This window comes from Rhodococcus tukisamuensis NBRC 100609 (assembly GCF_001894985.1).
GTDB lineage: Bacteria > Actinomycetota > Actinomycetes > Mycobacteriales > Mycobacteriaceae > Rhodococcus_G > Rhodococcus_G tukisamuensis.
Genome location: NZ_BCXG01000005.1, coordinates 196665 through 221610, shown reverse-complemented (window position 1 = coordinate 221610; position 24946 = coordinate 196665). Strand labels below are relative to the sequence as shown.

Here is a 24946-nt window from a genome sequence, read left to right as displayed (position 1 = left end):
CCTCGGGTTGATCGCTCTGACTGTTCCCGGTGGGTTCACCGGTTGTTCCGTCGGGGAATCGGGTGGCAGTCTTGATGTCACGTCACGTCGTGGCGACGGCGACGGCGACGGGCAACGACGACCGGCAGGGGCGGAGCGCACATGGGGCTCATCTGCATCGACCTGTTCACCACTCTCGACGGCGTCGCGCAGGCGCCTGGCGGGCCGGGCGAGGATACCGACGGCGGGTTCGCGTTCGGCGGCTGGCAGGCACCTCTCATCGACGAGGTCGTCGGCGAACAGATCGCCTCCGGGATGGCGGGGATGGACGCGCTGCTACTCGGGCGCCGCACCTACGACATATTCGCCGGGTACTGGCCGCAGGCGGACGGGAGCATCGCGCGGCTGCTCAACCGCCTCCCGAAATACGTGGCATCGCGCCAGGCGCGCAACCTCGAGTGGGCCAACTCGATGGTGATCGGTCCGGATGTCTCCTCCGCGGTCCGTGAGCTGCGCGGCCGACACACGGAGATCCACGTCATCGGCAGCCTCGACTTCGTGCAGACCCTGTTCGCGCAGGGGCTCTTCGACCGGCTCACGCTCTGGGTGTACCCGATCCTCCTCGGCGGTGGGAAGAAGATCTTCACCGACGGGGTGGTTCCGACGAACCTCAGACTCGTCGAGCCGGTCGTCTCCTCTCCGAAGGGCGCGGTGCTGCTGCGCTACGCGCTCGCTGACGGGACGCCAGGCGTTGGCGACATGTCGGCGGTCGACCAGGCGGGTTAGCCGACGCTCGGCTCCGAGCGCGGGGGCTACGTCAGACGGCCTGGCGCGAATTGTGCGGCGGCGATACGGGTGGAGGACGACTGCTCGTCGGCGTCACAATCGTCCGATCGGCGTGACGCCAGGTCCGGGGACGTGACGGCGACGGGTCGCCCACTGTTAGACCCTGTAACAGAACAGTTCTCGCGGACGACAGTTCCGTGAATCGCAAGAGTAATGGGGAGGGACATCGAATGGGTTCAGCTGTGGATGCCTTGGAGTGGATTCGCGAGGGGTACTTGGCCGGTGATCCGCTGAGATCGGCACTCTTCGTCGGGGCGGCGTTCGTCACGATGCCGTTGCAATTGATCGCGACGCTGCTGGGCCAGCCTTTCTAGGCAGGCCCAGCCGCACCACGAAAGCCGCTCCTCCCGACGGAGGGGCGGCTTTGTGCGGGATCGAAACTCGAAGGGAGGGCGAGACGTGTTGTCTGTATGCCGCGATAGCCCGACTCGGCCATCAGTTCCGTTGCGGCAATCATCAGTCGCTCGCGCTGCGCCGCAAGAACCTTGTCTCGGCTCAGCTCGTGCCCGCCCCGAGGTAGCTCCGCTGGGGTTGTGAAGAACACCCCATCACGAATCCTCCGTGTCAAGGCCACACCTTTCGTCAACCGGCATCGAGACGCCAACTCACCGGGAGTTGCCGACCGCCAGTACTCCGAGACCTGACCGCATAAGTAGGCCGCAGTGACCTGGCCCCCCGCCCGGCCGGCGCTCCGGACCCGCCGCCCCGCTGCACCGGCCTGCTCGCAAACCGGGCGTGGCGGGTCACGCGTCCAGGTCGGCGGCGACCAGCTTGGCCACCGCGTCGACGGCGGCCTGGTCGTCGCTGGTGACGGTGACCTCGACGCCCTGCGTCGCGCCGAGGGTCATGATCATCAGAGCCGAGCCGGCGTCGACCGGGTCGCCGCCGGTCACCGACAGGGTGACCGGGACCCCGGCCGAGGTGACCGCTTCGGCGATGACGGCGGCGGGGCGGGCGTGCAGGCCGATGGACGAACCGACGGCGACGGTGGTGCTGGGCATGGTGTGACCTTTCCTCGGTGGAGATTTCGATGACGGAACTTGCGGGTTCGGTTGCGGGGCAGCCGATCAGGCGGCGACGGGGACGAGTTCGTCCGCCGACTCCGGCTCGCCACGACGGCGGAGGAACTGCTTCGCCAGCACCACCGCGACCGCAGCGACGACCATGCCGGCGAGGATCGAGATCAGGAACCAGGCGATGTTGCCGATCGCGAACAGGACGAAGATGCCGCCGTGCGGGGCGCTGAGGGTGACGTCGGTGGCCATGATCAACGCCCCGGTCACCGCGCCGCCCGTCATCATCGACGGGATCACCCGCAGCGGGTCGGCCGCGGCGAACGGGATGGCACCCTCGGAGATGAACGCGGCGCCGAGGAACCAGGCCGCCTTGCCGTTCTCCCGCTCCGCCTCGCTGAACAGGCCCGGCCGGATGGTCGACGCGAGTGCCATCGCCAGCGGCGGCACCATGCCGGCGGCCATCACCGCGGCCATGATCCGCAGGGTCGCCGGGTCGGTGACGCTGAGCCCGGCTACGGCGAATGCGTAGGCCGCCTTGTTGACCGGGCCGCCGAGGTCGAAGCACATCATCAGGCCGAGGATGATGCCGAGCGCGACGGCGGAGCTGCCGGACAGACCGCCCAGCCAGTTGGTCAGGCCGCTGGTGATCGCGGCCAGCGGCCGGCCGAGCACCATGAACATCAGCGCGCCGACGACGAGGGTGGCGAACAGCGGGATGACGACCACCGGCATCAGGCCGCGGAGCACCTGCGGCACCCGGAGCCGGCCGATCCACAGGGCCGCGAAGCCGGCGATGATGCCGCCGACCAGGCCGCCGATGAAGCCGGCGCCGACGAAGACCGCGACCGCGCCGGCGGTGAAACCCGGTGCGAGGCCGGGCCGGTCGGCGATGGCGAAGGCGATGTAACCGGCCAGCGCCGGGACGAGGAAGCTGAACGCCAGCGAGCCGAGCTGGTAGAGCACGGCGCCCAGGTAGGTGCCGAGCCCGCCGTCGGGCAGGTTCCACAGCGAGTTGTCGAGGACGATTTCCTTGGCGCCGCTGGAGATCTCGTACCCGCCGAAGAGGAAGCCGAGCGCGATCAGCAGGCCGCCCGCGGCGACGAACGGGATCATGTAGCTCACGCCGGTCAGCAGGATCTGGCGCAGCCGGGTGCCCCAGCCGACGTCCGAGGCCGCCGCGGCGGTGTCGGTTCCGGCGGCGGTGCCGGCCACCCGGGCGGCGGACGGGTCGTCGGCGGCCCGCACGGCCTCGGCGAGCATCACGTCGGGCTCGTTGATGGCGCGCTTGACGCCGGACGCGACGACGGGCTTGCCCGCGAAGCGCTCCCGGCCCTTGACGCCGACGTCGGTGGCGAAGATGACGGCGGCCGCGCCGGCGATCACCTCGGGGCTCAGCGACGTGCCGCCGCTCGAGCCCTGGGTCTCCACCCGCACCGGGACCGACGCCCGTTCGCCGGCCGCGACCAGCGAGTCGGCGGCCATGTAGGTGTGGGCGATGCCGGTGGGGCAGGCGGTGACCGCGACGACGTAGCGCCCGGAGGTCGACGGTGCGGCGGCGACGGGCGTCGGTGCGGGTGCGGGGGCCGGTGCGGCCTGCCCGGGTACCTCGAGGCCGAGCGCCTCGTGCACCAGCGCCACCACCGCGTCGGCGTCCGGGGCCGCGCGCAGCGACGCGACGAACTCGGGCCGCACGAGCGCGCGGGCCAGGCCGGAGAGCAGCTTCATGTGTTCGGCACCGGCGCCCTCGGGCGCGGCGATGAGGAAGACCAGGTCGGCGGGACCGTCGGGGGCGCCGAAGTCGACCTTCGGCTGCAGCCGCGCGAACCCGAGGGAGGCGGCGGTGACGGCCGCGGACCGGCAGTGCGGGATGGCGATGCCGCCGGGCAGCCCGGTCGCGGACTGCGCCTCGCGGGCCAGGGCCGCCACGCGCAGGGCGTCGACGTCGGTGGCGCGTCCGGCCCCGGCGAGCCGGGCCGCGAGCGAGCCGATGACCGCCTCCGTGTCGGCGCCCAGGTCGGCGTCGAGGGCGATCAGCTCGGCGGTGATGATCGCCGGGGAACCTGCGGTGGGAGTGGACATGTCGGGTCCTCAGTGCTCGGCGGCCGGGTCGGCGGCCGTGGTGGATGGTGCGGCGGCCCAGACCGTCGGATTCGGGGCGTCGAGGGTGGTGACGACGACGGCGTCGCGGTCGACCTGGTCGGGGCGGGGGAGGGCGGTGCCGGGCAGGCCGGCGGCGGCCGTGCCGTAGGCCACCGCGAGCTGCAGGGCCCGCGGAGGGCCGTCCCCGGCCACCTGCGCGAGCAGGTAGCCGGCGAGCGCGGAGTCGCCCGCGCCCACGGTGCTGCGGGGGGTGATCCGCGGGGCCCGGGCGAACCAGGCGCCCTCGCCGGTGACCAGGACGGCGCCCGCGGAGCCGAGGGTGGCCAGCACCGAGCCGACTCCCCGCTCCAGCAGGGCCCGCGCGGCCCGGACGGTCAGGCTCGGGTCGCCGGCGTCGGCGGCCGCCTCGAGCGCGCCGGCGTCGTAGCCGGTCAGCTGGGCCAGCTCCTCGGAGTTCGGCTTCACCAGGTCCGGCGCGGTGCCGGGGAAGCCCGCGGCCAGTGCGCGCAGCGGGACGTCGGAGGTGTCCACCGCGACCGCGCAGGGCAGCGCCCGCAGGGTCCGCACCAGGTGGCCGTACCAGTCGTCCGGGGCCCCCGGCGGGAGCGACCCGCACAGCGCGACCCACCGGGCGTCGCCGGCGTGCTCGGCGAGCAGGCGGGTGAGCGCGTCGAGTTGGCCGGTGTCGAGGGGGTGCCCCGGTTCGTTGAGCTTGGTGGTGGTGCCGTCCGGCTCGGTGACGGTCAGGTTGCCCCGGACCGGTCCCGCGGTGGGCACCAGGTGGTGCGCGATGCCCCGGTCGGTGAGCGCGGCGACCAGCGGGTCCTCGGCGCGGGCGGGCAGGATCGCGACGGCCGGGCACTGCGCCGCCGCGACCACGCGGGCGACGTTGACGCCCTTGCCGCCGGGATCGGTGCTGGTGGCGACGGCGCGGTGCACCGCGCCGCGCTCGAGCCGGGTGGCCAGTTCGACGGTGCTGTCGAGGCTGGGGTTGGCGGTGAGGGTGACGATCATGCGAGGACCACCTCGATGCCGCGGGCCTCGAGTTCGGTGCGGGCACCGGGATCGAGGTCGGTGTCGGTCACCAGCACGTCCACGGCGTCGACGGCGGCGAAGCTCACGAGGTCCTCCCGGCCGACCTTGCTCGCGTCGGCGACCACCACCACCAGGTTGGCGCAGCGGACCAGGGCGCGTTTGACGGCGGCCTCGTCGAGGTCCGGGGTGGACAACCCGTGGTCGACGGTGAGGGCGTTGGTCCCGACGAAGGCGACGTCCACGCGCAGGCCGGCGAGGGTCGCGACGGCCTGGTCGCCGACCACCGCCTGGGTGACGCCGCGGACCCGGCCGCCGAGCACCTGCAGGCTGTGCTGGCCCGCGCACCGGGCGGCGACCGGGATCGAGTTGGTGACCACGGTCAGCTCGCGCTCGGCGGGGAGCAGCGGCGCGATCCGGGCCGTGGTGGTGCCGGCGTCCAGCACGATGCTGCCGCCCTGACCCGGCAGGTAGGCCAGCGCCGCCGCGGCGATCCGGTCCTTGGCCTGGGCGTGGCTGTGTTCGCGCTCGGTCAGGCCCGTCTCGCCGAGCGTGATCGCGGTGGCCGACACGGCGCCGCCGTGCACCCGGCGGATCAGGCCGAGCCGGTCGAGGGCCGCGAGGTCGCGGCGGACCGTCTCGGTGGTCACCTCGTAGGCCTCCGCGAGGTCGGCGACCGAGACGCGACCGCGCTGGCCGATCAGCCCCGCGATCGCCTGCTGTCGCTCTTCCGCGTACATGTGGCCTCCTGCCCGAAGTAATGTTGATTTATGTTGTTTTACGCCTGTATGTGTTGACATGTCAATGGTTTGGGGTAATCCTCGTCACAGTGCTTGTGTTGAGTGACGTGGGAGTCGTAATGGGAACGAGCCGAGGAGTGAGGATGACCGGGTCTGAGCGAGGAAGCGCTGCGCCGCAGGTGGACGGCGGTGCGGACGTGCTGGCCGGCACGCCGGTAGTGCCCGGGGTCGGCTACGGCCCGGTGATCCGGCCCGGCGGGCGGCCCGCGATCCCGGACCGAGGCGCCGACCTGCCCGAGGCCGACCGCCCGGCGGAGAAGCGGCGATTCCTCGCGGCCGCGGAGACGGTGTCCGCGCGGCTGCTGGCCCGGGCCGACGCCGCCGCGGGCGCGGGTGCGGAGGTGCTGCGGGCCACGGCCGCGCTGGCCACCGATCGCGGCTGGCTCGGCGCCGCCGGGTCGCTCGTCGACGCCGGCGCGGGCGCGGAGTCCGCGGCGGCCGCCGCCACCGAGCAGTTCGCGGCCGTCTTCACCAAGCTGGGCGGGCTGATGGCCGAACGGGTGACCGACCTGCTCGACGTGCGGGACCGGGTGGTAGCCGAACTGCTCGGCGCCCCCGAACCGGGCATCCCGGCCCCGGCGGTGCCGTCGGTGCTGCTGGCCCGGGACCTGGCCCCGGCGGACACCGCCGTCCTGGACCCGGCCCTGGTCTTGGGCATTGCGACCACTCTCGGCGGCCCCACCAGCCACACCGCGATCATCGCCCGGCAGCTCGGCATCGCCTGCGTGGTCGGGGTCGCCGGCCTCGACGGCGTCGGCGTCGGCGCCCCGGTCCTGGTGGACGGCGCCGCCGGACGGGTGGAGGTCGAGCCCGACCCCGAGCGTGCCGCCGCCGCGGTCACCCGCGCCGCGCAGGTCCGCCGCCGCGCCGAGTCCTGGACCGGCCCGGGGCGCACCCGTGACGGCCACCCGGTGGCGGTGCTGGCCAACGTGCAGGACGGCGCGGGCGCCCGCGCGGCCGCGTCGTCGGCGGCCGAGGGCGTCGGCCTGTTCCGCACGGAACTGGCGTTCCTGGACCGCGACACCGAGCCGACCGTCGAGGAGCAGGCGGCGATCTACCGCGAGGTGTTCGACGCCTTCGCCGGCCGCAAGGTCGTGGTCCGCACCCTCGACGCCGGCTCGGACAAGCCGCTCAAGTTCGCCGGTCCCACCGACGAACCCAACCCGGCGCTCGGCGTGCGCGGCTACCGGATCGCGGCGGAGCATCCCGAGATGCTCGCGCGGCAGCTGGACGCGATCGCCGCGGCGGCGCGCGAGTCGACCGCGTCGGTGCTGGTGATGGCCCCGATGATCGCGACCGTGGCCGAGGCGGCGGAGTTCGCCACGGCCGTCCGGGCCCGCGACCTGGTGCCCGGGGTGATGGTGGAGGTGCCGTCGGCGGCGCTGCTAGCCGACCGGCTGCTCGAGCACGTCGACTTCCTCTCGCTCGGCACCAACGACCTGACCCAGTACACGATGGCCGCGGACCGGCTGTCCGCGTCGTTGGCCGCGTTGAGCGACCCGTGGCAGCCCGCCGTGCTGGGGCTGGTGGCCCGGACCGCCGCCGACGGCGCGCGGGCCGGGAAGCCGGTCGGCGTGTGCGGCGAGGCGGCCGCCGACCCGCTGCTCGCCTGCGTGCTGGCCGGGTTCGGGGTCACCTCGCTGTCGATGGCCGCCACCGCGGTCGCGGCCACCGGTTCGGCGCTGTCCGGCGCGGACCTCGCGCAGTGCCGCCGCGCGGCGGAGGCGGCGCTCGGCGGCGCCGACCCGCAGTCCGCCCGGGCGCGCGCGGCGCAGATCCTGCAGGGGTAGCCGAGTCGGGGGAGATGGCCCAGGATGAGGTGATGGACCCGGTCGAGGCGCTGCGGGAGATCGCGTACTGGCTCGAGCGCGGGCGGGCCGAGACGCACCGGGTCAAGGCCTACCGCCGGGCCGCGGACATCGTGGCCGCGCTGTCGGTCGAGCAGCGAGAACGCTTGGGCCGCACCGAGACCTGGACCGCGCTGAGCGGGATCGGGCCGAAGACCGCCGCCGTGATCGCGGAGGCGTACGCGGGCCGGGTGCCGCGGTACCTGACCGAGGTCAAGGCGAAGGCCGGGCAAATCGGGGCCGGCGGCCGGGAGCTGCTGGCCGCCCTGCGCGGCGACCTGCACACCCATTCCGACTGGTCGGACGGCGGCAGCCCCATCGAGGAGATGATGCGCCGGGCGGCGCTGATCGGGCACGAGTACTGCGCGCTCACCGACCACTCGCCCCGGCTGACCGTCGCCAACGGGCTGTCCGCCGACCGGCTGCGTCGCCAGCTCGAGGTGATCGCCGAACTCAACGCCGAGCTGGCGCCCTTCCGCATCCTCACCGGCATCGAGGTCGACATCCTCGACGACGGCACTCTCGACCAGGACGAGCACCTGCTCGCCGAGCTGGACGTCGTGGTCGCCAGCGTGCACTCGAAGCTGTCGATGGAGCACGACGCGATGACCCGTCGGATGGTCCGCGCCGTCGCCAGCCCGCACGTGGACGTGCTCGGGCACTGCACCGGCCGGCTCGTCGAGGGCGCCCGCGGCACCAGGCCGGAGTCGAAGTTCAACGCGGAGGTGGTGTTCGAGGCCTGCCGGCAGTTCGGCACCGCGGTGGAGATCAACAGCCGGCCCGAGCGCCGCGACCCGCCGGCCCGGCTGATCGCGACGGCGCTCGAACGCGGCTGCCTGTTCGCCGTCGACACCGACGCGCACGCGCCCGGCCAACTCGACTTCCAGGGCTACGGATGCGAGCGGGCCCAGGCGAGCGCGGTGCCCGCCGAGCGGGTGGTCAACACCTGGCCGGCGGACGAGCTGCTGGCCTGGACCGCGGACCGCACCGTCAGTCGGTGACGGCGGCAGTGCCCGCGAGCTCGCGCGCGGCGGCCTTGGCGCCGAAGTAGTCCCCGCCCTTGCGCCGGACGTCGTCGCTGCCCCAGTCGCGGGTCCGCGGCACAGGTGCCATCCGCGGAATGTGCTTGCGGCAGTGGATGTACGCTTCCTCCACGTCGACCACCACCCACCGTTCCGGGGTGCGTCCGGCGGCGTGGACGGCCGGCAGGCCGGGGTGGGCGGCGCGCATCGCGTCGTCCTCGACGATGCGGGCGGAGCCGTTGACGTGCAGGCCGATCAGGTCCTCGACGAAGTCGACCATCAGGATCCCGATGTGCGGGTTCTCCCGGATGTTCCCCAGGCTGGCCATCACGCCGTTGCCGCGGTACTCGGGGTAGGCCAGGGTCTGTGCGTCGAGCACGTGCAGGAAGCCGGGCTCGCCGGCGCGCAGGGACGAGTCGCACTCGCCGCGGGAGTCCGAGGTGGCGATGAAGGCCATCTCCTGCCGGCTGGTGAACTCGATCATGGTCGGGTTCAGGTGGTCGAGGACCTGGTCGGAGTAGAACCGCTCGGCACGCTCGACCGTGCCGTGCTCGCGCTGCAGTTCCCGTTCACCGACACTCCCCGAAGTGTCACCAGATGTCATGGGGCTCCTAGTCCTTGGGGCCAGCCGGCCGGTGGGCGGAACGTCGGCGTAACCGTAGCCCGGTCCCGTCGCCAGGCGCAGCACATCTCCGACGGGGCGGCGCGGCCGACCGGACCCGGCCAACCGGCCTAGTATTTGCCCGTGACGAAGCAAGCGGACGACACGACACGCGGCCCGGCCGGATTCGGGTGGCAACTGCACGGCGACGGCAAGAACATCACCGTCGGCGAGGTGGTGGCCCCCCACGAGCGGCTGACCTGGCCGCGCACCATGGGCATCGGCATGCAGCATGTGATCGCGATGTTCGGCGCCACGCTGCTGGTCCCGACGATCACCGGCTTCCCGGTCACCACGACGCTGCTGTTCTCCGGCATCGGCACGGCGCTGTTCCTGCTGATCACCCGGGGCCGGGTGCCGAGCTACCTGGGGTCGTCGTTCGCGTTCATCGCGCCGCTGACCGCCTCCGCGGGGTACGGCCAGGCCGCGCAGCTCGGCGCGGTATTGTCCGTGGGCCTGGTGCTGATGGCCGTGGGCCTGGTGGTCAAACTCGCGGGCCCCCGCGTCCTGGACGCCGTGATGCCGCCGGTGGTCACCGGCGCCGTGGTGGCCCTGATCGGCCTGAACCTCGCACCCGCCGCCGTCGGCTCGTTCGAGGCGCAGCCGCTGATCGCCGTCGTCACGCTGCTGGCCATCCTGGTGGTCACCGCGGTCGGACCGGGCCTGCTGGGCCGGCTCGGCATCCTCGTCGGCGTGGTGGTCGGGTGGGTGTTCGCCTGGGTCACCGGCGGTCTCGCGGACGAGCGCGTCGACGCGCTGCGGGAGGCCGCCTGGATCGGGGTGCCACACCTGCGCGGGCCGTCGTTCGACTGGTCGGTCATCGCGCTGGCGTTGCCCGTGGTGATCGTGCTGATCGCCGAGAACGTCGGCCACGTGAAGGCGGTGGCAGCGATGGCCGGCCGCAACCTCGATGACATGGCCGGCAACGCGTTGATCGCCGACGGGCTCGCGACCACCCTCGCCGGTGCCGGCGGTGGCTCCGGCACCACCACCTACGCGGAGAACATCGGCGTGATGGCGGCAACGCGCGTCTACTCGACGGCCGCCTACTGGGTGGCCGCCGCGACCGCGGTGGTGCTGGCGTTCTCGCCGAAGTTCGGCGCACTGGTGTTCACGGTGCCGGACGGCGTGATCGGCGGCGCGACCCTGGTGCTGTACGGCCTGATCGGCATTCTCGGCGTGCGGATCTGGATGGAGGCCAAGGTGGACTTCACCGACCCGGTGAACCTGACCGTGGTCGCGGCCGCGCTGGTGGCCGGCATCGGTGACCTCACCCTGCGCCTCGGTTCCGTCGAACTCGGCGGCATCGCCTGGGGTTCGGTGGGCATCCTGGTCGGCTACCCGCTGATGCGTTGGCTGGCCAGGATGCGCCGGTAGCCGCCCGGCGTGGCGTCGAACTCGATGGGCAGCGTGGTCGGCCCGGTGAGTCCGAGGATGGGTTTCCAGGGGGCGGGTCCGGTGCGGCGCGGGTTGGTCATCGCATGGGTGAGGACCCGCAGCGCCTCGGCGAGTTCGAGTCTGGCCAGGTGCGATCCGAGGCAGTAGTGCACGCCGCCGCCGAAGGTCAGCATCGGCGGCGGTCCCTGCCGGGTGATGTCGAGGCGGTCGGGTTCGTCGTAGACCGCCGGATCGCGGTTGGCGGCGGCGGTGTTGGCGATGACGAAAGCGCCGGCCGGGATGCGGATCCCGGCGAGCTCGACGTCTTCGACCGCCACGCGCAACGTGGTGAAGATGGCCGGCGAGTAGCGCATGAGTTCCTCGACCGCCGTGGGGGCGAGTTCGGGATGCTCGGCGAGCAGTGCCCACTGGTCGGGGTGCTCGCAGAGCGCCTGCACCGCGGCGGCCAACTGGTTGCGTGTGGTGTCGGTGCCGGCGTTGAGCAGGATGGCCGCGAGGCTGACCAGCTCGTCATGAGTCAGGCGGCCGCCGTCGGCTTCGGCGCGGATGAGATCGGAGATCAGGTCGTCGCTGAGCGACCGGCGCCGGTCGGCGATCATGTCCTCGACGTAGGCGTCGAGGGCATCCCAGGCCCGCACGATGGCGGGCGCGTCGGTGGCGACGTCCACTCCGAATGCCTTGCTGATGTCGGAGGCCCAGCTGGAGAACAACGGCCAGTCCTCACGGGGTGCCCCGAGCAGCGCGCAGATGATCGGAATCGGGTACGGCCTGGCGATGTCGGCGACGATGTCGCAGCTGCCGACATCGGTGACCGGATCGACCAGTTCGGTGATGATCTCGACGATCAGGCCGTGCAGCCGCGCAACCCTGGCGGGGGTGAACGCCTTCGACACCAGCCGGCGCAGCCGCTGGTGTTCGGCACCGTCGAGGCTCACGATCGTCTTGGTGACCCTGTCCCAGACGGGGCCGTTGGTCATGCCCTGTACCTGCAGCGCGACCCCCTTCGGCATGGCGAATCTGGCATCACGCAATACGGTGCGCACCAGGTCGTACGCGAGCACCTCGGGCCCGTAGGGGCCCAGTGCGATCGGTGCCTGCGCGAGTGCCTGCCCGATGAGGCGGTGAGCTTCGTCGGGGTTTGGGGCGTCTTGACAGGCGATGGTCGGCAGTGCCACATCGAAGATGCTCGGACTGTGCGTGTCGACGGTCATTGCGATGGCCTCCTCGGATCGGTGCCGATTCGAATATCCCTCGGCACCGGCGACGGACCATCGGCCGGAAGGCGTAAAAGCCCGGTGCGGGGCCGCATGGCTCGGCGTCGCGGGTGCGGGTGTGATGCGCGATCTCGCCGATGTTCTGTGATGTGCATCACGGCGCACTGCCTACGATGAGTAGGAGCGACCCCGGGGCGGCCTCGTCACGGTGGACTGGAGCGAATTGGACATGAGCGAGCTGCCGACCGGAACGGTGACACTGCTCCTCGCCGACGTCGAGGGTTCGACACGGTTGTGGGAATCCCGGCCCGACGACATGACGGACGCCGTCGCACTGCTCGACCGCACGGTCTCGGAGTTGGTCACCGCGCACGGCGGTGCGCGCCCGGTCGAACAGGGCGAAGGAGACAGTTTCGTGGCCGCCTTCACCCGGGCCAGCGACGCCGTGGCGTGTGCACTGGACATCCAGCGGGCACCCTTGGCGCCGATCGCACTGCGTATCGGCGTACACACCGGCGAGGTACAGCTGCGTGACGAGGGAAACTACATCGGCCCCACCGTCAATCGGGCGGCACGCCTGCGCGATCTGGCGCACGGTGGCCAGACCGTGTTGTCGGGCGCGACCGAGGCGGTGGTCACCGATCAGCTCCCGAACGGTGCGTCGCTGACCGGCCTGGGCACACATCCGCTGCGCGATCTACCGCGTCCTGAGCGGGTCCTGCAGCTGTGCCACCCCGACCTGCGGGCCGACTTCCCGCCACTGCGCACGCTCAGCGAGCGAGGCGCCCCACACCTCCCGGTGCAGCTGACGAGCTTCGTCGGCCGCTCAGTCGAGATGAGCGACGTGCGCGAGATCCTTGCGCACAACCGGCTGATGACACTCACCGGTGCGGGAGGAGTCGGCAAGACCCGCCTTGCGTTGCGGGTCGCGGCGGAAGTGGCCGGCGATTTCGACGGCGGGGTGTGGTGCGTCGATCTGGCGCCACTGACCGACCCCGGCGGGGTGCCGGGCGCCATGGCCCGTGCGCTGGGGCTGCCCGACCAGCCGGGCCGGTCCACGACGGACACCCTGACCCGCTTCATCGCCGACGCTCGAACCCTGGTGGTGCTCGACAACTGCGAGCATCTGCTCGACGCGTGCGCGGCGTTGGTCGTCGCCCTGCTCGGCGCCTGCCCGGAACTGACGGTGCTCGCGACCAGCCGCGAGCCGATCGGGGTGGCCGGCGAGGTGAGCTGGCGGGTGCCCTCGTTGTCGCTCGACGACGAGGCGGTCGCATTGTTCACCGACCGCGCCCGCCGGGTGCGGCCGGAGTTCCGCGTCGCCGACGACAATGCCGCGACGGTGCGCGAGATCTGCCGGCGCCTCGACGGCCTGCCGCTGGCGATCGAACTCGCGGCAGCACGTGTGCGGGCGCTGTCGCCGGACGAGATCGCCGAGGGCCTGCACGACCGTTTCCGGCTGCTGACCGGCGGCGCCCGCACCGCCGTGCGACGTCAGCAGACGTTGCGCGCCTCGGTGGACTGGTCGCATGCGCTGCTGCCGGAGCCCGAACGGGTGCTGTTCGGGCGACTGGCGGTGTTCCTGGGCGGATTCGACCTCGATGCCGCGCTGTTCGTCTGCGGTGACGACGCCGAGCACTACGAGGTCCTCGATCGGCTCACCATGCTTGTCGACAAGTCCCTGGTGGTGGCCGACGATCGTCGCCGCGGCACTCGGTTTCGCCTGCTCGAGACGGTGCGTCAGTACGCACTGGAGAAGCTCCGCGAATCCGGCGAGGCCGATGCCGTCCGGGCGCGCCACCGCGACCACTACACGGCGACGGCCGCGCTGCTGGACGCTCCTGGCAGCGCCGACCATGAGCGGCGTGTCGAGCAGGCCGAGACCGAGATCGACAACCTCCGGGCTGCATTCGCGTGGAGCCGAGAGAACTCCGAAACCGAGCGCGCGTTGGCGCTGGCGTCCTCGCTCCAGCCGTTGTGGCTCTCACGGGGACGCATACAGGAGGGGCGAGCCTGGTTCGGCTCCGTCCTCACCGGCGACGACCCGTGCGATATTGCGGTGCCGGCCGCCGCGCGGGCGCGAGCACTCGCAGACAAGGCGGCGCTTGACATCTGGGTGGATGTCGCAGCCGGCATGGATCAGGCGCGTAGCGCGCTGGCGATCGCCCGTGATCTCGGCGACCCGGCCCTGCTCGCCCGGGCGCTGGCCGCGTGCTCCTACGTCGCGAGCTACGGCTACGACGCCGAGCGGGCCCAGCGCTACTTCACCGAAGCGATCGACCTTGCCCGGTCGTTGGATGATCGGTGGAGGCTGAGCCAGGTTCTCACCCGGAAGGCGGTGAGCGCCATGTTCGTCGGTGATCCGATCTCGGCGCGCGCGGCCGCCGAGGAAGGCCGCGACCTCGCCGAGGCGATCGGTGACCATCCCGCCTCGCAGGAATGCCGGCTGTGCCTCGGGTGGGCACGGCTGATCCAGGGCGATGTGTCCGGAGCGGTCGCGCAGACTCGCGAGGTGGTCGCCGACGTCGAGGCGGCTCACGACATCTTCCTCCTGCCAGGAAGCTGCCAAGGCCTGTCTGCAGCACTCGCCCACCAGGGAGAGATCGGTGCGGCTGGGGCGGCGGCCGATGCCGCTCTCTCGGCGGCCACCGAGAACGGCGGGTTCTTCCTGGCGCTGGGCCATTCGGCGGTGGCGCTCGCGGCGCTGGCTGCCGGCGACGTCGCGGCAGCGCGCGAGGCCAGCGAGTGCGCCTGGCGGTTCATGAGTTTCGAACCCTCGTTCGCGGCGGCGCAGCGCGCCTTCAACGGGACCGAGGTCGCGCTGGCGACCGGCGATCTCGCCACGGCCCGCCGCTGGGCCGACGATGCCGTCTCGGTGGCGACCGGCTGGCACCTGGTGATAGCGCTGACCGTGCGCGCCCGGATCGCGATCGCCGCCGACGAGCGGGAACAGGCCGACCGTGACGCGCACACCGCACTCGCCTGCGCGGCCGACCTCCGGGCGCACCTGACCGTCCCCGGCATCCTCGAATGCCTCGCCGAACTGGCGGCCGCCGCCGCCGACGCCGACGCCGACGGCCGTCGCCGCGAAGCCGCGCGGCTGTTCGGCGCCGCCGAGGCGGTCCGGCAGCGAACGGGCGTGGTCCGGTTCAAGGTTCACCAGGCCGGATACGAGTCCTCGGTGGCGAAGTTGCGAAACGCCATGGGCGACCATGAATGTGACAGCGCTTGGGCCGAGGGCGCGGCGCTGTCCACCGACGAGGCGATCGCCTACGCGCAGCGCGGCCACGGCCCGCGCAAGCGGCCGGCGAGCGGCTGGGCGTCACTGACGCCAACCGAGCGCGACATCGTCCGCCTGGTCAGCACCGGGCTCGGCAACAAGGAGATCGCCGGGCGGCTGTTCGTCTCGCCGCGCACCGTGCAGAGCCATCTCACTCATGTCTTCGCCAAGCTCGGCCTGAGTTCTCGCGTGCAGCTCGCCCAGGAAGCCGCCCGCCACGCCTGACCGGCATGGGCGGGCACGCGTCGGCGGACTCCCCAGGTCACATTTCCCGATCGTTCGGGTCATCGACCGGTTCGCGGGGGTGGGCCTACCCTGGCAGCCAGGTAAGCCCGATCACACAGGAGCCTTGATGGAACGCACGCTTTTCGAGCCTGAGCACGAACTTTTCCGCGAGTCCTACCAGAAGTTCCTCGCGCAGGAAGTCGCTCCCCACCACGACCGGTGGGAGGAGCAGAACATCGTCGACCGTGAGGTCTGGAAGAAGGCGGGGGAGCAGGGCTTCCTCGGCATGGCGGTGCCCGAGGAGTACGGCGGCGGCGGAGTCGAGGACTTCCGCTACAACGCGATCATCACCGAGGAGACCACCCGCGGCGGCTTCAGCGGCGTCGGCTTCATGCTCCACAACGACGTCGTGGCGCCCTACCTGGTCAAGCTCGCGAACGAGGAGCAGAAGCGGCGCTGGCTGCCCGGCTTCTGCTCCGGCGAGATCATCACCGCGATCGCGATGACCGAGCCCGGCACCGGCAGCGACCTGCAGAACATCAAGACCCGCGCCGTCCGCGACGGCGACGACTGGGTGCTCAACGGTTCCAAGACCTTCATCACCAACGGCATCAACGCCGACCTGGTGGTCGTGGTGGCCTGCACCGACCCCGACAAGGGCGCGCAGGGCTTCTCGCTGCTCGTCGTCGAGCGCGGCATGGCGGGCTTCGAGCGGGGCCGCAACCTCGACAAGATCGGGCTCAAGGCGCAGGACACCGCCGAGCTGAGTTTCGCCGACGTCCGGGTGCCGGCCGCGAACCTCCTCGGCGAGGAGGGCATGGGCTTCATCTACCTGATGCAGAACCTGCCGCAGGAGCGGCTGTCGATCGCCGTCGTGGCGGCCGCCGCGATGGAGTCCTGCCTGGACATGACGATCCAGTACTGCCGCGACCGCAAGGCCTTCGGCAAGTCGATCGGCAGCTTCCAGAACACCCGGTTCGTGCTCGCCGAGCTCGCCACCGAGACCACCGCGGTCCGGATCCTGGTGGACAAGTTCATCGAGCAGCTCAACGCCGGGAAGCTGACCGTCCAGGAGGCCGCGATGGCCAAGTGGTGGACCACCGAGGCGCAGGTCAAGCTGATCGACCGCTGCCTGCAGTTGCACGGCGGCTACGGCTACATGCGGGAGTACCCGATCGCCAAGGCGTACATGGACTCCCGGGTACAGACCATCTACGGCGGCACCACCGAGATCATGAAGGAGATCATCGGGCGGGGCCTGAACCTCTGACCGTCGACTGAGACAACCGAGGGCCGCGACGGACATCCGTCGCGGCCCTCGTCATGTCTGGGTACCGGGCTACCGTCAGAGCTTGCGGATCACCGTGACGACCTTGCCGAGAATCGCGGCGTCGTTGCCGGGGATGGGTTCGAACAGCGGGTTGTGTGGCATCAGCCACACCTCGCCCTTGGTCCGCTTGAACGTCTTGACGGTGGCCTCGCCGTCCAGCATCGCCGCGACGATGTCGCCGTTGTCGGCGACGCTCTGCTGCCGCACCACCACCCAGTCCCCGTCGCAGATGGCGGCGTCGCGCATCGACTCGCCGACCACCTTGAGCAGGAAAAGCGAACCCTGGCCGACCAGCTCACGCGGCAGCGGGAACACGTCCTCGATGGCCTCCTCCGCGAGGATCGGCCCACCGGCGGCGATCCGGCCCAGGACCGGGACGAAGGTCGGCTTCGGCATGACAGCCTCGGCGCCCTCGCCGCCCTGCGCGGCGTTCTCGAAGCCGGCCTCGGTGTCCGAGGCGGCGACGCCGTCGTCCAGGCCGCGCACGTCGACCGCCCGCGGGCGATTCGGGTCGCGCCGCAGGTAACCCTTCTTCTCCAGGGTGCGCAGCTGGTGCGCCACCGAAGAGGTGGAGGTGAGGCCGACGGCGTCGCCGATCTCGCGGATGCTCGGCGGGTACCCGCGTTCGCTGACGGATGCCCGGATCACCTCGAGGACCCGGCGCTGTCGGTCGGTGAGCCCCGCCGTGCGGCCGGCGCCGGCGACCGCCGAGCCGTCGTTGGAGCTTTTTTGCTTCATGGGTGGGCCTCCTGAGTAGCCGGGTCGGGTGCGTGCTGGTGGATCTCGACTGCTGGTGGAACTGGACTGCCGGCCGAACTGGATTGCGCTGCGGTGCTTGGTGGTCGGTGTGGCCGGCTGTTGTCGACTTGCGTGTCGTCTGGATCGAATCTAGCCCGTTTTCCTGCGGTTTCCAAACATTTGTTCGACATGTTTGCTGTCAATTCGCGACATTGTCGATGTGTCGTGGTAGAAATCGAACAAGCGTTCTCTCGAACGCCTGATCGATAACTTCGGTCGAGCCCGATCGGCCTACCTGGCGGAGGTTCTGATGAGCGTGACGGTGGACAGCAGCGCGGCGTTTCCCGAGCGGTACACGGTTCCCGGGCAGGGAATGCCTCAGGGACGCCGGGTCGTTCGGCCGTCGGCCCGCGTCGGGGTGGAGCGCGGCAGCCGGCGATCGGACTCGCGGCACCGGCCCGCAGGCTTCGTGAGCTACGAACGCGCTCGGGTGCCGCGGTCGCGGGCGCCGCACGGTCGGGCTCGCACGCAGGTCGAGTTCCCGACGATGCTGGCCGGGCTGCTGTGTTCGGCGCTGGTGGCGTTAGGCCTGTTCGGACTCGCTCAGTTGCGGTCGAACCCGACGGTGCCCGGCGCGACGGCGGTGGTGCAGGTGCGCGGCGGGGAGTCGCTGGGGCAGCTGGCGGCCCGGGTGGCGCCGCAGGCCCGGGTCGATCAGGTGGTGGAGCGCATCGTGGAGCTGAACGCGCTCGAGGGGTCGGGAGTGCACGCCGGGCAGTCGCTGGTGGTGCCGGTCTCGTCCGCGGGCTGAGTCGACGTGGGCGCTGAGACGGGCATCTGCACGCCGGAGTGGCACTCGGCGGTATCCTCGAACCCTGTTGGCCCTACCACATCCAGTGGGAGTATCGGGCTTCTCGGCTCAGACGAAGGATTCGCCATGCACTGCCCGTTCTGCCGACATCCCGATTCGCGCGTCGTCGACTCGCGGGAGGCCGACGAGGGTCAGGCCATCCGTCGGCGCCGCTCCTGTCCTGAGTGCGGCCGCCGTTTCACCACCGTCGAGACCGCGGTGTTGTCGGTGGTCAAGCGCAGCGGGGTCACCGAACCGTTCAGCCGCGAGAAGGTCGTTCGCGGCGTCCGCCGGGCCTGCCAGGGCCGGGCGGTGGACGACGACGCCCTCTACAAGCTCGCCCAGAAGGTCGAGGAGGCCATTCGCGCAGGCGGGTCCGCCGAGGTGCCGAGCAACGAGGTGGGCCTGGCGATCCTGGGGCCGCTGCGCGACCTCGACGAGGTGGCCTACCTCCGATTCGCCTCTGTCTACCGGTCATTCACCTCGGTGGAGGACTTCGAGCGCGAGATCAAGGACCTGCAGGCGCACCGCGACAACGTCGACGGCGGGTAACGCCGCGCCCGGGTGCGGAGGCTGTTCGGCCGTCGGCGCCCCGGTCGCTGCGCTACTTGGTGATCGAGGCGATCGTCTTGCGAATGCGCTTGTCGGACACCGGCTGCGGGGTTCCGAGGGACTGCGCAAACAGGCTCACCCGCAGCTCCTCGATCATCCAGCGGACCGCCTCGACGTCCGGGTCGAACTGCCGGCGCGGGTCGAGCCGCGTCAGCATCCTCGCGTAGTCGTCGTAGACGGCGTCCAGGACCGCGAGGGCCTGCCGGTCCCGGGTCGCGGAGCCGGGCAGTGCCTCGAGCCGCTTGATCGCGCCGTCAAGGTACCTCGGCAGATCGCGCAGTCGCACGGCGCCGGTGTCCGCGACGAAACCGGGGTACACCAACGACTCCAGTTGCTCGCGGACGTCGTCGGCGGCCTCGCCTGAGGTGCGGTCGAGCAGCAGCCGCAGCCGGTGCGCCCGGTCGAGGACGGGTACCACCAGACGCACCAAGGCGGCCACCTGCCGCGGCAGTTCGGGGCGCACCGCCGCCTCGAGCTTCTGATAGCCCTCCGGGGTGCGGGACGGACCGCCGTGCGCGTCCATCAGCGCGTCCACCGCGCAGGCGCGGCAGTCCTCCACGAGGGCGTCCACGCTCCCGTGCGGGTTCTGCCCCAGCGCCAGCCGGTCCCGGGTGCCGAGCCCGCCGACTGCGGACTTCGTCGGCGTCGGGATCGCCCGCAGCAGCAGCGCCCGGGTGCCGTCCTGCATCGCCCGTCGCTGCTCGGCCGGCGTCGCGAACACCCGCACCGCGACGCCGCGGGCCTCCGGGGCCAGCGCCGGGTACCCGACGACCTTCTGCCCGCCGAGGGTGCGCGAGACCGATTCCGGCAGCGACCCCAGCGTCTCCGACGTCCACACCGTGGCCGCGGGCCGCTCGGTCGTCGCGGTCGCCCGCGAGACCTCCTTCGCCACCCGGGGAGCGAGCTGTTCACGCAACTGGCTCAGGTTCTTGCTGCGTCCGAGCACCTTGCCGCCGGGGTCCACCGCGGCGAAGGTCATCCGCAGGTGGTCCGGTACCGCCGTCAGGTCGAAGTCGGTGGGCGCGATGGGGGTTCCGGCCATCCGCGAGAGTTCCCGCGCGATTGCGACGGTCAGCGGCTCGGCGCGGGCCTTGACCGCGGACAGCGCTGCCCGGGCGTAGTCCGGCGCCGGAACGACGGTGCGCCGCAGCGCCTTCGGCAGCGACTTGATCAGTGCGGTGACCAGTTCCTCACGCATGCCGGGGACCAGCCACTCGAAGCCGACGTCCCGCAGCTGCGCCAGCAGGGCCACCGGGATGCGGGCGGTGACGCCGTCGTCCTCGGTGCCCGGCTCGAACTGGTAGGTCAGCGGGAACGAGATGTCGCCCTGGCGCCAGGTGTTCGGGTAGTCGCCGCCGAGCACCCCGGCGGCGTCGGCGTTGACGACGGTCTTGGCGGTGAACGTCAGCAGGTCCGGGTCGGCGCGGCGGGCCTGCTTCCACCAGGTGTCGAAGTGCTTGGCGGACACCGCCTCAGGGCCGACGCGCTCGTCGTAGAACTCGAACAGCGTCTCGTCGTCGACCAGGATGTCGCGCCGGCGGGCCCGGGTCTCCATCTCCTCGACGTCGTCGAGCAGGGCGCGGTTCTGGTGGAAGAACTTGTGCTGGGTCTGCCACTCGCCCTGCACCAGCGCGTGCCGGATGAACAGCTCCCGCGAGGCCTCCGGGTCGATGGTGGCGTAGCCGACGGCGCGCTTGGCGACCAGCGGGATGCCGTAGAGCGTGACCCGCTCGTAGGCCATCGCGGCGGCCCGCTTGGTGGACCAGTGCGGCTCCGAGTAGGTGCGCTTGACCAGGTGCGGGGCCAGCTTCTCGGCCCACTCCGGTTCGATGCCCGCGGCCATCCGGCCCCACAGCCGGGTGGTCTCCACCAGTTCGGCGGCCATCACCCAGCGCGGCGGCTTCTTGAACAGCGACGACCCGGGGAACACCGCGAACCGGGCGCCGCGGGCGCCGAGGAAGTCCCGCTTCTCGCCCTCGCGCAGGCCGATGTGCGAGAGCAGCCCGGACAGCAGCGCCTGGTGCACCGAGGCCTCGCTCGCGGGCTGGTCGTTGCCGGTCCAGCCGAGGCCGCGGGTGATCTGGGAGAGCTGGCCGTGCAGGTCCTGCCACTCCCGGATCCGCAGCCAGTGCAGGAACTCGCTCTTGCACATCTTGCGGAACTGGTTGGAGGAGAGCTCCCGGCGCTGCTCGCGGAGGTAGTCCCAGAGCTTGAGGTAGGCGAGGAAGTCCGAGCCGGCGACGTTGAACCGGGCGTGCTTCTCGTCGGCGGCCTGCTGGTGTTCGGCGGGCCGCTCGCGCACGTCCTGAATCGACAGTGCGGCGACGATGATCAGGGTCTCGCGCAGGCAGCCCGTGTTGTGGGCCTGCGCGAGCATCCGGGCCATCCGCGGGTCGACCGGCAGCTGGGCCAGCTCCCGCCCGACGGGGGTGAGCTCGGCGACCGCGTCCTTGCCGGCCGGCTTGATCGCGCCGAGTTCCTCGAGCAGCGCGATGCCGTCCCGGATGGCGCGCGGGTCCGGCGCCTCCACGAACGGGAACGCGGCGATGTCGCCGAGGCCGAGGGCGGTCATCTGCAGGACCACCGACGCCAGGTTGGTGCGCAGGATCTCGGGTTCGGTGAACTCGGGCCGGGACTCGAAGTCCTCCTCGGAGTACAGCCGGATGCAGATGCCGTCGGCGACGCGGCCGCAGCGGCCCGCGCGCTGGCGGGCCGAGGCCTGCGAGATCTCCTCGATGGGCAGTCGCTGGACCTTGGTGCGCACGGAGTAGCGGGAGATGCGGGCCGTGCCCGGGTCCACTACGTAACGGATGCCGGGCACCGTCAGCGACGTCTCCGCGACGTTCGTCGAGAGCACCACCCGGCGGCCGGTGTGCCGCTCGAAGACCCGGTGCTGCTCGGCCGCGGACAGCCGGGCGTACAGCGGCAGGATCTCGGTGCCGCGCAGCTTGCGCTCGCGCAGCGCCTCGGCGGTGTCGCGGATCTCGCGTTCGCCGGACAGGAACACCAGGATGTCGCCGTCGCCCTCGGCCATCAGTTCCTCGACCGCCTCGCCGACGGCGTCGACCGGGTCGCGGTCGATGGTCTGCTCGCCCACGTCGACGCTCAGCGGGCGGTAGCGCATCTCCACGGGGAAGGTGCGGCCGGACACCTCGACGATCGGCGCCGGGACGCCGTTCACGGTGAAGTGCTCGGCGAACCGTTCCGGGTCGATGGTGGCGGAGGTGATGATCACCTTCAGGTCGGGCCGGCGCGGCAACAGCTCGCGGAGGTAGCCGAGGATGAAGTCGATGTTGAGGCTGCGCTCGTGGGCCTCGTCGATGATCAGGGTGTCGTAGCGGCGCAGCAGGCGGTCGCGCTGGATCTCCGCGAGCAGGATGCCGTCGGTCATCAGCTTGACCAGGGTGCCGTCGGAGACCTGGTCGGTGAACCGGACCGTGTAGCCGACGGCCTCGCCGAGCTCGGTGTCGAGTTCCTCGGCGATCCGCTCGGCGACGGTGCGGGCGGCGAGCCGGCGCGGCTGGGTGTGCCCGATGAGCCCGCGCACCCCGCGGCCCAGGTCCAGGCAGATCTTCGGGATCTGGGTGGTCTTGCCGGAGCCGGTCTCGCCGGCCACGATCACCACCTGGTGGGCCTCGATAGCCGCGGCGATGTCGTCGCGCCGGGCGCTGACCGGAAGGCCCTCCGGGTAGCTGGTCTTCGGCACGCAGGCCCGGCGCGACGAGATCCGGGCCTGGGCCTGGTTCACCTCGCGGGCGAGCGACGCGAGCGCCTCCGGGGTTCGGGCGCGGTCGAGCTTGCGGCGGAGCCGGTGCTCGTCGCGGAGGGAGAGGTCGGGGAGGAGCCTCTTGAGCTCGCGGCGGTCGAGGCCGGGCTGGGCGGCGGGCGGGGTGCCGGGCGGGGTCGTGGGCTCTGTGTTCGACATGCTCGTGCCAGCGTATCGAACGCCCCACGCGGGCCGCGCAGGCCGGAACCGGTGCGCGTCGGTCCGGCCTCCGGGCGGGCGGGCGTGCGAGCATCGGCGGGTGACTGCTGCCACCACCGAAGCGACGGTGTACCCCCGGACGAGCCCGCTCATGCGCGCTCTGCGACTGGCCTTCGCCGCCCTCGGCGTCGTGGCGCTGGCGTGGATACCGATCCGCGAGATCGACAGCGACTCGTTCTCCGTCGTCAACTACTTCAGCTACTTCACCATCCTGAGCAACGTGCTCACCGTGGTCGTGTTCGCGGTCGGCGGGCTCACCGACCCGCAGTCGCGTCGCTGGCAGCTCTTCCGCGGCGCGACGACCCTCTACATGGTCATCACCGGGATCATCTACGCCGTCCTGCTCGCCGGCATCGACGTGAACCTCAACGACGACTGGATCAACAACTCCCTGCACCGGATCCTGCCGCTGGTGATCCTCCTCGACTGGCTCGTCAACCCGCCGCGGATGCGGATCAGCGACAAGCAGGCCGTCGGCTGGCTGTGGTTCCCGCTCGTCTACGGGGTGTACAGCCTGATCCGCGGGGCGGTCGTCGACTGGTACCCCTACCCGTTCCTCAGCCCGATGAAGCAGGGCTACCTGCAGATGTCGATCGGGCTGGTGGTGCTGCTCCTGGCCTTCGTGCTGATGGCGCTGGCGGTCAACGCCGCAGGTAGGCTGGCCCGGCGCCGGCGTTACGGCAAGGACATCCGTCCGTTGACGCCGGCGGAGATCGAGAGTGGCGAGATGGAGGTCGAGGCGTGAGTTCAAACGGTTCCGCACTGTGGCACGGGTTCGCGGACATGGGCGCGGTGCAGCAGGATGGCGCGTTCGTCGTCAGTCGGGGTGAGGGCGCGTACATCTGGGACGACCAGGGCTCCCGGTACCTCGACGCGACGGCAGGGCTGTGGTTCACCAACGTCGGGCACGGCCGCAAGGAGATCGCCGACGCCGTCGCTACCCAGCTGTCGACGATCGCGCACTTCTCGAACTTCGGCGACTTCGTCCCGGAGACGACGGCGGCGCTGGCCGAGCGGCTCGCGGCGATCGCGCCGGTGCCCGGGAGCAAGATCTTCTTCACCTCCGGCGGGTCCGACTCGGTGGACACCGCGGCCAAGCTGGCGCGACGCTACTGGCACGAGATGGGCAAGCCCGGCAAGCGGATCGTGGTCGGCCGCCAGAAGGCGTACCACGGCATGCACGTCGCCGGCACCGCGCTGGCCGGCATCCCGGTGAACCGGGAGGGCTACGGCGAGCTGATGGCCGACGCGCGCACCGTGGCGTGGGACGATGCGAAGTCGCTGCTCGAACTGATCGAGAAGGAGGGTGCCGACTCCATCGCCGCGTTCTTCTGCGAGCCGATCATCGGCGCCGGCGGGATCTACCTGCCGCCCGAGGGGTACCTGCGCGAGGTCCGCGAGATCTGCCGCGACCACGACATCCTCTTCGTCGTCGACGAGGTCGTCACCGGCTTCGGCCGCATCGGTGGATCCTGGTTTGCCTCCACCCGATTCGACCTGCAGCCGGACATGGTGACGACCGCGAAGGGACTGACCTCCGGGTACGTCCCGATGGGCGCGGTGTTCATCGCGCCGAACGTCGCGGAGCCGTTCTTCGCGGGTGGGGTCTGGTGGCGTCACGGCTACACCTACGGCGGGCACGCCGGTGCGGCGGCCGCGGCGATGGCGAACCTGGACATCATCGAGCGGGAGAACCTGCTCGACGACGCCGCCCGGCTCGAGCGCACGCTGCACGAGCAGTTCGCGCCGCTGGCCGAGCACCCACGGGTGCAAGAGGTGCGCAGCGGTCTCGGTGCGGTCGCCGCCGTGCAGCTCGCGGATCCGGCCGAGGCGCTGCCGTTCGTGAAGACGCTGCGCAAGTTCGGCATCTCCGGTCGCGCGGCCGGCGTCGGGGCCATGCAGTTCTCGCCGTCGTTCGTGATGACCGACGCGCAGGTCGCCGAGATGGCGGCGGGGGTCCTCTCGGCGCTCGGCTAGGCCTGAACACCGACCAGTGCTGCGGCAGTCGCTG

Annotated in this window: 19 protein-coding genes; 11 read left to right on the top strand and 8 right to left on the bottom strand. The window is 71.5% G+C overall.

Annotated elements, in window-relative coordinates:
- The first annotated feature begins 141 nt into the window (after positions 1-141).
- Entirely contained in the window at positions 142-765 is a 624-nt protein-coding gene (locus RT2_RS07955; RefSeq protein WP_072844069.1) for a dihydrofolate reductase family protein, read from the top strand.
- Positions 766-995: 230 nt separating this feature from the next.
- The gene (locus tag RT2_RS25775; RefSeq protein WP_169888211.1) at positions 996-1139 is read left to right on the top strand and encodes a hypothetical protein; all 144 of its coding nucleotides are present in this window, start codon (positions 996-998) and stop codon (positions 1137-1139) included.
- Positions 1140-1568: 429 nt separating this feature from the next.
- Here RT2_RS25775 and RT2_RS07945 read toward each other — a convergent pair whose 3' ends face one another.
- From RT2_RS07945 to RT2_RS07930, 4 genes are all read right to left on the bottom strand, one after another.
- Positions 1569-1826 (bottom strand): HPr family phosphocarrier protein, encoded by a 258-nt coding sequence (locus tag RT2_RS07945; protein WP_072844067.1) that lies wholly within the window; start codon positions 1824-1826, stop codon positions 1569-1571.
- 66 nt (positions 1827-1892) lie between these two features.
- Positions 1893-3920 carry a PTS fructose transporter subunit IIABC gene (locus RT2_RS07940; RefSeq protein ID WP_072844065.1) on the bottom strand — a complete coding sequence of 676 codons (2028 nt, stop codon included), beginning with the start codon at positions 3918-3920 and terminating at the stop codon, positions 1893-1895.
- A 9-nt stretch (positions 3921-3929) separates the two neighbouring features.
- Positions 3930-4955 carry a 1-phosphofructokinase family hexose kinase gene (locus RT2_RS07935; RefSeq protein ID WP_072844063.1) on the bottom strand — a complete coding sequence of 342 codons (1026 nt, stop codon included), beginning with the start codon at positions 4953-4955 and terminating at the stop codon, positions 3930-3932.
- Complete coding sequence (locus RT2_RS07930; RefSeq protein WP_072844061.1) at positions 4952-5713, bottom strand: DeoR/GlpR family DNA-binding transcription regulator; 762 nt, start codon at positions 5711-5713, stop codon at positions 4952-4954. Before RT2_RS07930 ends, RT2_RS07935 begins: the two co-directional genes overlap by 4 nt.
- Positions 5714-5856: 143 nt before the next feature.
- Here RT2_RS07930 and RT2_RS07925 point away from each other — a divergent pair, with 143 nt between their 5' ends.
- Positions 5857-7563: a phosphoenolpyruvate--protein phosphotransferase gene (locus RT2_RS07925; RefSeq protein ID WP_072844059.1), complete on the top strand. Its 1707-nt coding sequence runs from the start codon at positions 5857-5859 to the stop codon at positions 7561-7563.
- Positions 7564-7595: 32 nt separating this feature from the next.
- Positions 7596-8621, top strand: coding sequence for a PHP domain-containing protein (locus RT2_RS07920; protein WP_072844260.1), 1026 nt, complete (start codon positions 7596-7598; stop codon positions 8619-8621).
- On the opposite strand, the gene RT2_RS07915 is transcribed toward RT2_RS07920, so the two are convergent.
- On the bottom strand, positions 8611-9246 hold the full coding sequence (locus RT2_RS07915) for a pyridoxamine 5'-phosphate oxidase family protein (RefSeq protein WP_072844057.1): 636 nt from the start codon (positions 9244-9246) through the stop codon (positions 8611-8613). The genes RT2_RS07920 and RT2_RS07915 overlap by 11 nt on opposite strands.
- Before the next feature lie 141 nt (positions 9247-9387).
- Here RT2_RS07915 and RT2_RS07910 point away from each other — a divergent pair, with 141 nt between their 5' ends.
- Entirely contained in the window at positions 9388-10680 is a 1293-nt protein-coding gene (locus RT2_RS07910; protein ID WP_072844055.1) for a uracil-xanthine permease family protein, read from the top strand.
- Here the strand turns inward: RT2_RS07910 and RT2_RS07905 are convergent.
- Positions 10641-11912 carry a cytochrome P450 gene (locus RT2_RS07905; RefSeq protein ID WP_072844054.1) on the bottom strand — a complete coding sequence of 424 codons (1272 nt, stop codon included), beginning with the start codon at positions 11910-11912 and terminating at the stop codon, positions 10641-10643. The two genes, RT2_RS07910 and RT2_RS07905, sit on opposite strands and share 40 nt — an antisense overlap.
- A gap of 232 nt (positions 11913-12144) precedes the next feature.
- Here RT2_RS07905 and RT2_RS07900 point away from each other — a divergent pair, with 232 nt between their 5' ends.
- The gene (locus RT2_RS07900) at positions 12145-15420 is read left to right on the top strand and encodes a helix-turn-helix transcriptional regulator (protein WP_072844258.1); all 3276 of its coding nucleotides are present in this window, start codon (positions 12145-12147) and stop codon (positions 15418-15420) included.
- Between the two features lie 127 nt (positions 15421-15547).
- Positions 15548-16690: an acyl-CoA dehydrogenase family protein gene (locus RT2_RS07895; RefSeq protein ID WP_072844052.1), complete on the top strand. Its 1143-nt coding sequence runs from the start codon at positions 15548-15550 to the stop codon at positions 16688-16690.
- Between the two features lie 75 nt (positions 16691-16765).
- Here RT2_RS07895 and lexA read toward each other — a convergent pair whose 3' ends face one another.
- Complete coding sequence (lexA, locus tag RT2_RS07890) at positions 16766-17488, bottom strand: transcriptional repressor LexA (RefSeq protein WP_072844050.1); 723 nt, start codon at positions 17486-17488, stop codon at positions 16766-16768.
- 310 nt (positions 17489-17798) lie between these two features.
- Here lexA and RT2_RS07885 point away from each other — a divergent pair, with 310 nt between their 5' ends.
- Positions 17799-18299: a LysM peptidoglycan-binding domain-containing protein gene (locus RT2_RS07885; RefSeq protein ID WP_072844048.1), complete on the top strand. Its 501-nt coding sequence runs from the start codon at positions 17799-17801 to the stop codon at positions 18297-18299.
- A gap of 126 nt (positions 18300-18425) precedes the next feature.
- Complete coding sequence (gene nrdR / locus RT2_RS07880; RefSeq protein WP_072844046.1) at positions 18426-18890, top strand: transcriptional regulator NrdR; 465 nt, start codon at positions 18426-18428, stop codon at positions 18888-18890.
- 52 nt (positions 18891-18942) lie between these two features.
- On the opposite strand, the gene hrpA is transcribed toward nrdR, so the two are convergent.
- A complete protein-coding gene (gene hrpA / locus RT2_RS07875; protein ID WP_072844044.1) occupies positions 18943-22875 on the bottom strand; it encodes an ATP-dependent RNA helicase HrpA in 3933 nt (1310 codons plus the stop codon).
- Positions 22876-23026: 151 nt separating this feature from the next.
- Between hrpA and RT2_RS07870 the strand changes: the two genes are divergently transcribed.
- Both RT2_RS07870 and RT2_RS07865 read left to right on the top strand, forming a co-directional pair.
- On the top strand, positions 23027-23680 hold the full coding sequence (locus tag RT2_RS07870) for a Pr6Pr family membrane protein (protein ID WP_072844043.1): 654 nt from the start codon (positions 23027-23029) through the stop codon (positions 23678-23680).
- A gap of 38 nt (positions 23681-23718) precedes the next feature.
- Positions 23719-24912 (top strand): aminotransferase family protein, encoded by a 1194-nt coding sequence (locus RT2_RS07865; RefSeq protein WP_072844256.1) that lies wholly within the window; start codon positions 23719-23721, stop codon positions 24910-24912.
- Positions 24913-24946 lie beyond the last annotated feature (34 nt).

Coding starts and splice junctions, on each gene's coding strand:
- RT2_RS07955 (WP_072844069.1), top strand. CDS start 142: ATGGGGCTCATCTGCATCGACCTGTTCACCACTCTCGACGGCGTCGCG.
- RT2_RS25775 (WP_169888211.1), top strand. CDS start 996: ATGGGTTCAGCTGTGGATGCCTTGGAGTGGATTCGCGAGGGGTACTTG.
- RT2_RS07945 (WP_072844067.1), bottom strand. CDS start 1,826: ATGCCCAGCACCACCGTCGCCGTCGGTTCGTCCATCGGCCTGCACGCC.
- RT2_RS07940 (WP_072844065.1), bottom strand. CDS start 3,920: ATGTCCACTCCCACCGCAGGTTCCCCGGCGATCATCACCGCCGAGCTG.
- RT2_RS07935 (WP_072844063.1), bottom strand. CDS start 4,955: ATGATCGTCACCCTCACCGCCAACCCCAGCCTCGACAGCACCGTCGAA.
- RT2_RS07930 (WP_072844061.1), bottom strand. CDS start 5,713: ATGTACGCGGAAGAGCGACAGCAGGCGATCGCGGGGCTGATCGGCCAG.
- RT2_RS07925 (WP_072844059.1), top strand. CDS start 5,857: ATGACCGGGTCTGAGCGAGGAAGCGCTGCGCCGCAGGTGGACGGCGGT.
- RT2_RS07920 (WP_072844260.1), top strand. CDS start 7,596: ATGGACCCGGTCGAGGCGCTGCGGGAGATCGCGTACTGGCTCGAGCGC.
- RT2_RS07915 (WP_072844057.1), bottom strand. CDS start 9,246: ATGACATCTGGTGACACTTCGGGGAGTGTCGGTGAACGGGAACTGCAG.
- RT2_RS07905 (WP_072844054.1), bottom strand. CDS start 11,912: ATGACCGTCGACACGCACAGTCCGAGCATCTTCGATGTGGCACTGCCG.
- RT2_RS07900 (WP_072844258.1), top strand. CDS start 12,145: ATGAGCGAGCTGCCGACCGGAACGGTGACACTGCTCCTCGCCGACGTC.
- RT2_RS07895 (WP_072844052.1), top strand. CDS start 15,548: ATGGAACGCACGCTTTTCGAGCCTGAGCACGAACTTTTCCGCGAGTCC.
- lexA (WP_072844050.1), bottom strand. CDS start 17,488: ATGAAGCAAAAAAGCTCCAACGACGGCTCGGCGGTCGCCGGCGCCGGC.
- RT2_RS07885 (WP_072844048.1), top strand. CDS start 17,799: ATGAGCGTGACGGTGGACAGCAGCGCGGCGTTTCCCGAGCGGTACACG.
- nrdR (WP_072844046.1), top strand. CDS start 18,426: ATGCACTGCCCGTTCTGCCGACATCCCGATTCGCGCGTCGTCGACTCG.
- hrpA (WP_072844044.1), bottom strand. CDS start 22,875: ATGTCGAACACAGAGCCCACGACCCCGCCCGGCACCCCGCCCGCCGCC.
- RT2_RS07870 (WP_072844043.1), top strand. CDS start 23,027: ATGCGCGCTCTGCGACTGGCCTTCGCCGCCCTCGGCGTCGTGGCGCTG.
- RT2_RS07865 (WP_072844256.1), top strand. CDS start 23,719: ATGGGCGCGGTGCAGCAGGATGGCGCGTTCGTCGTCAGTCGGGGTGAG.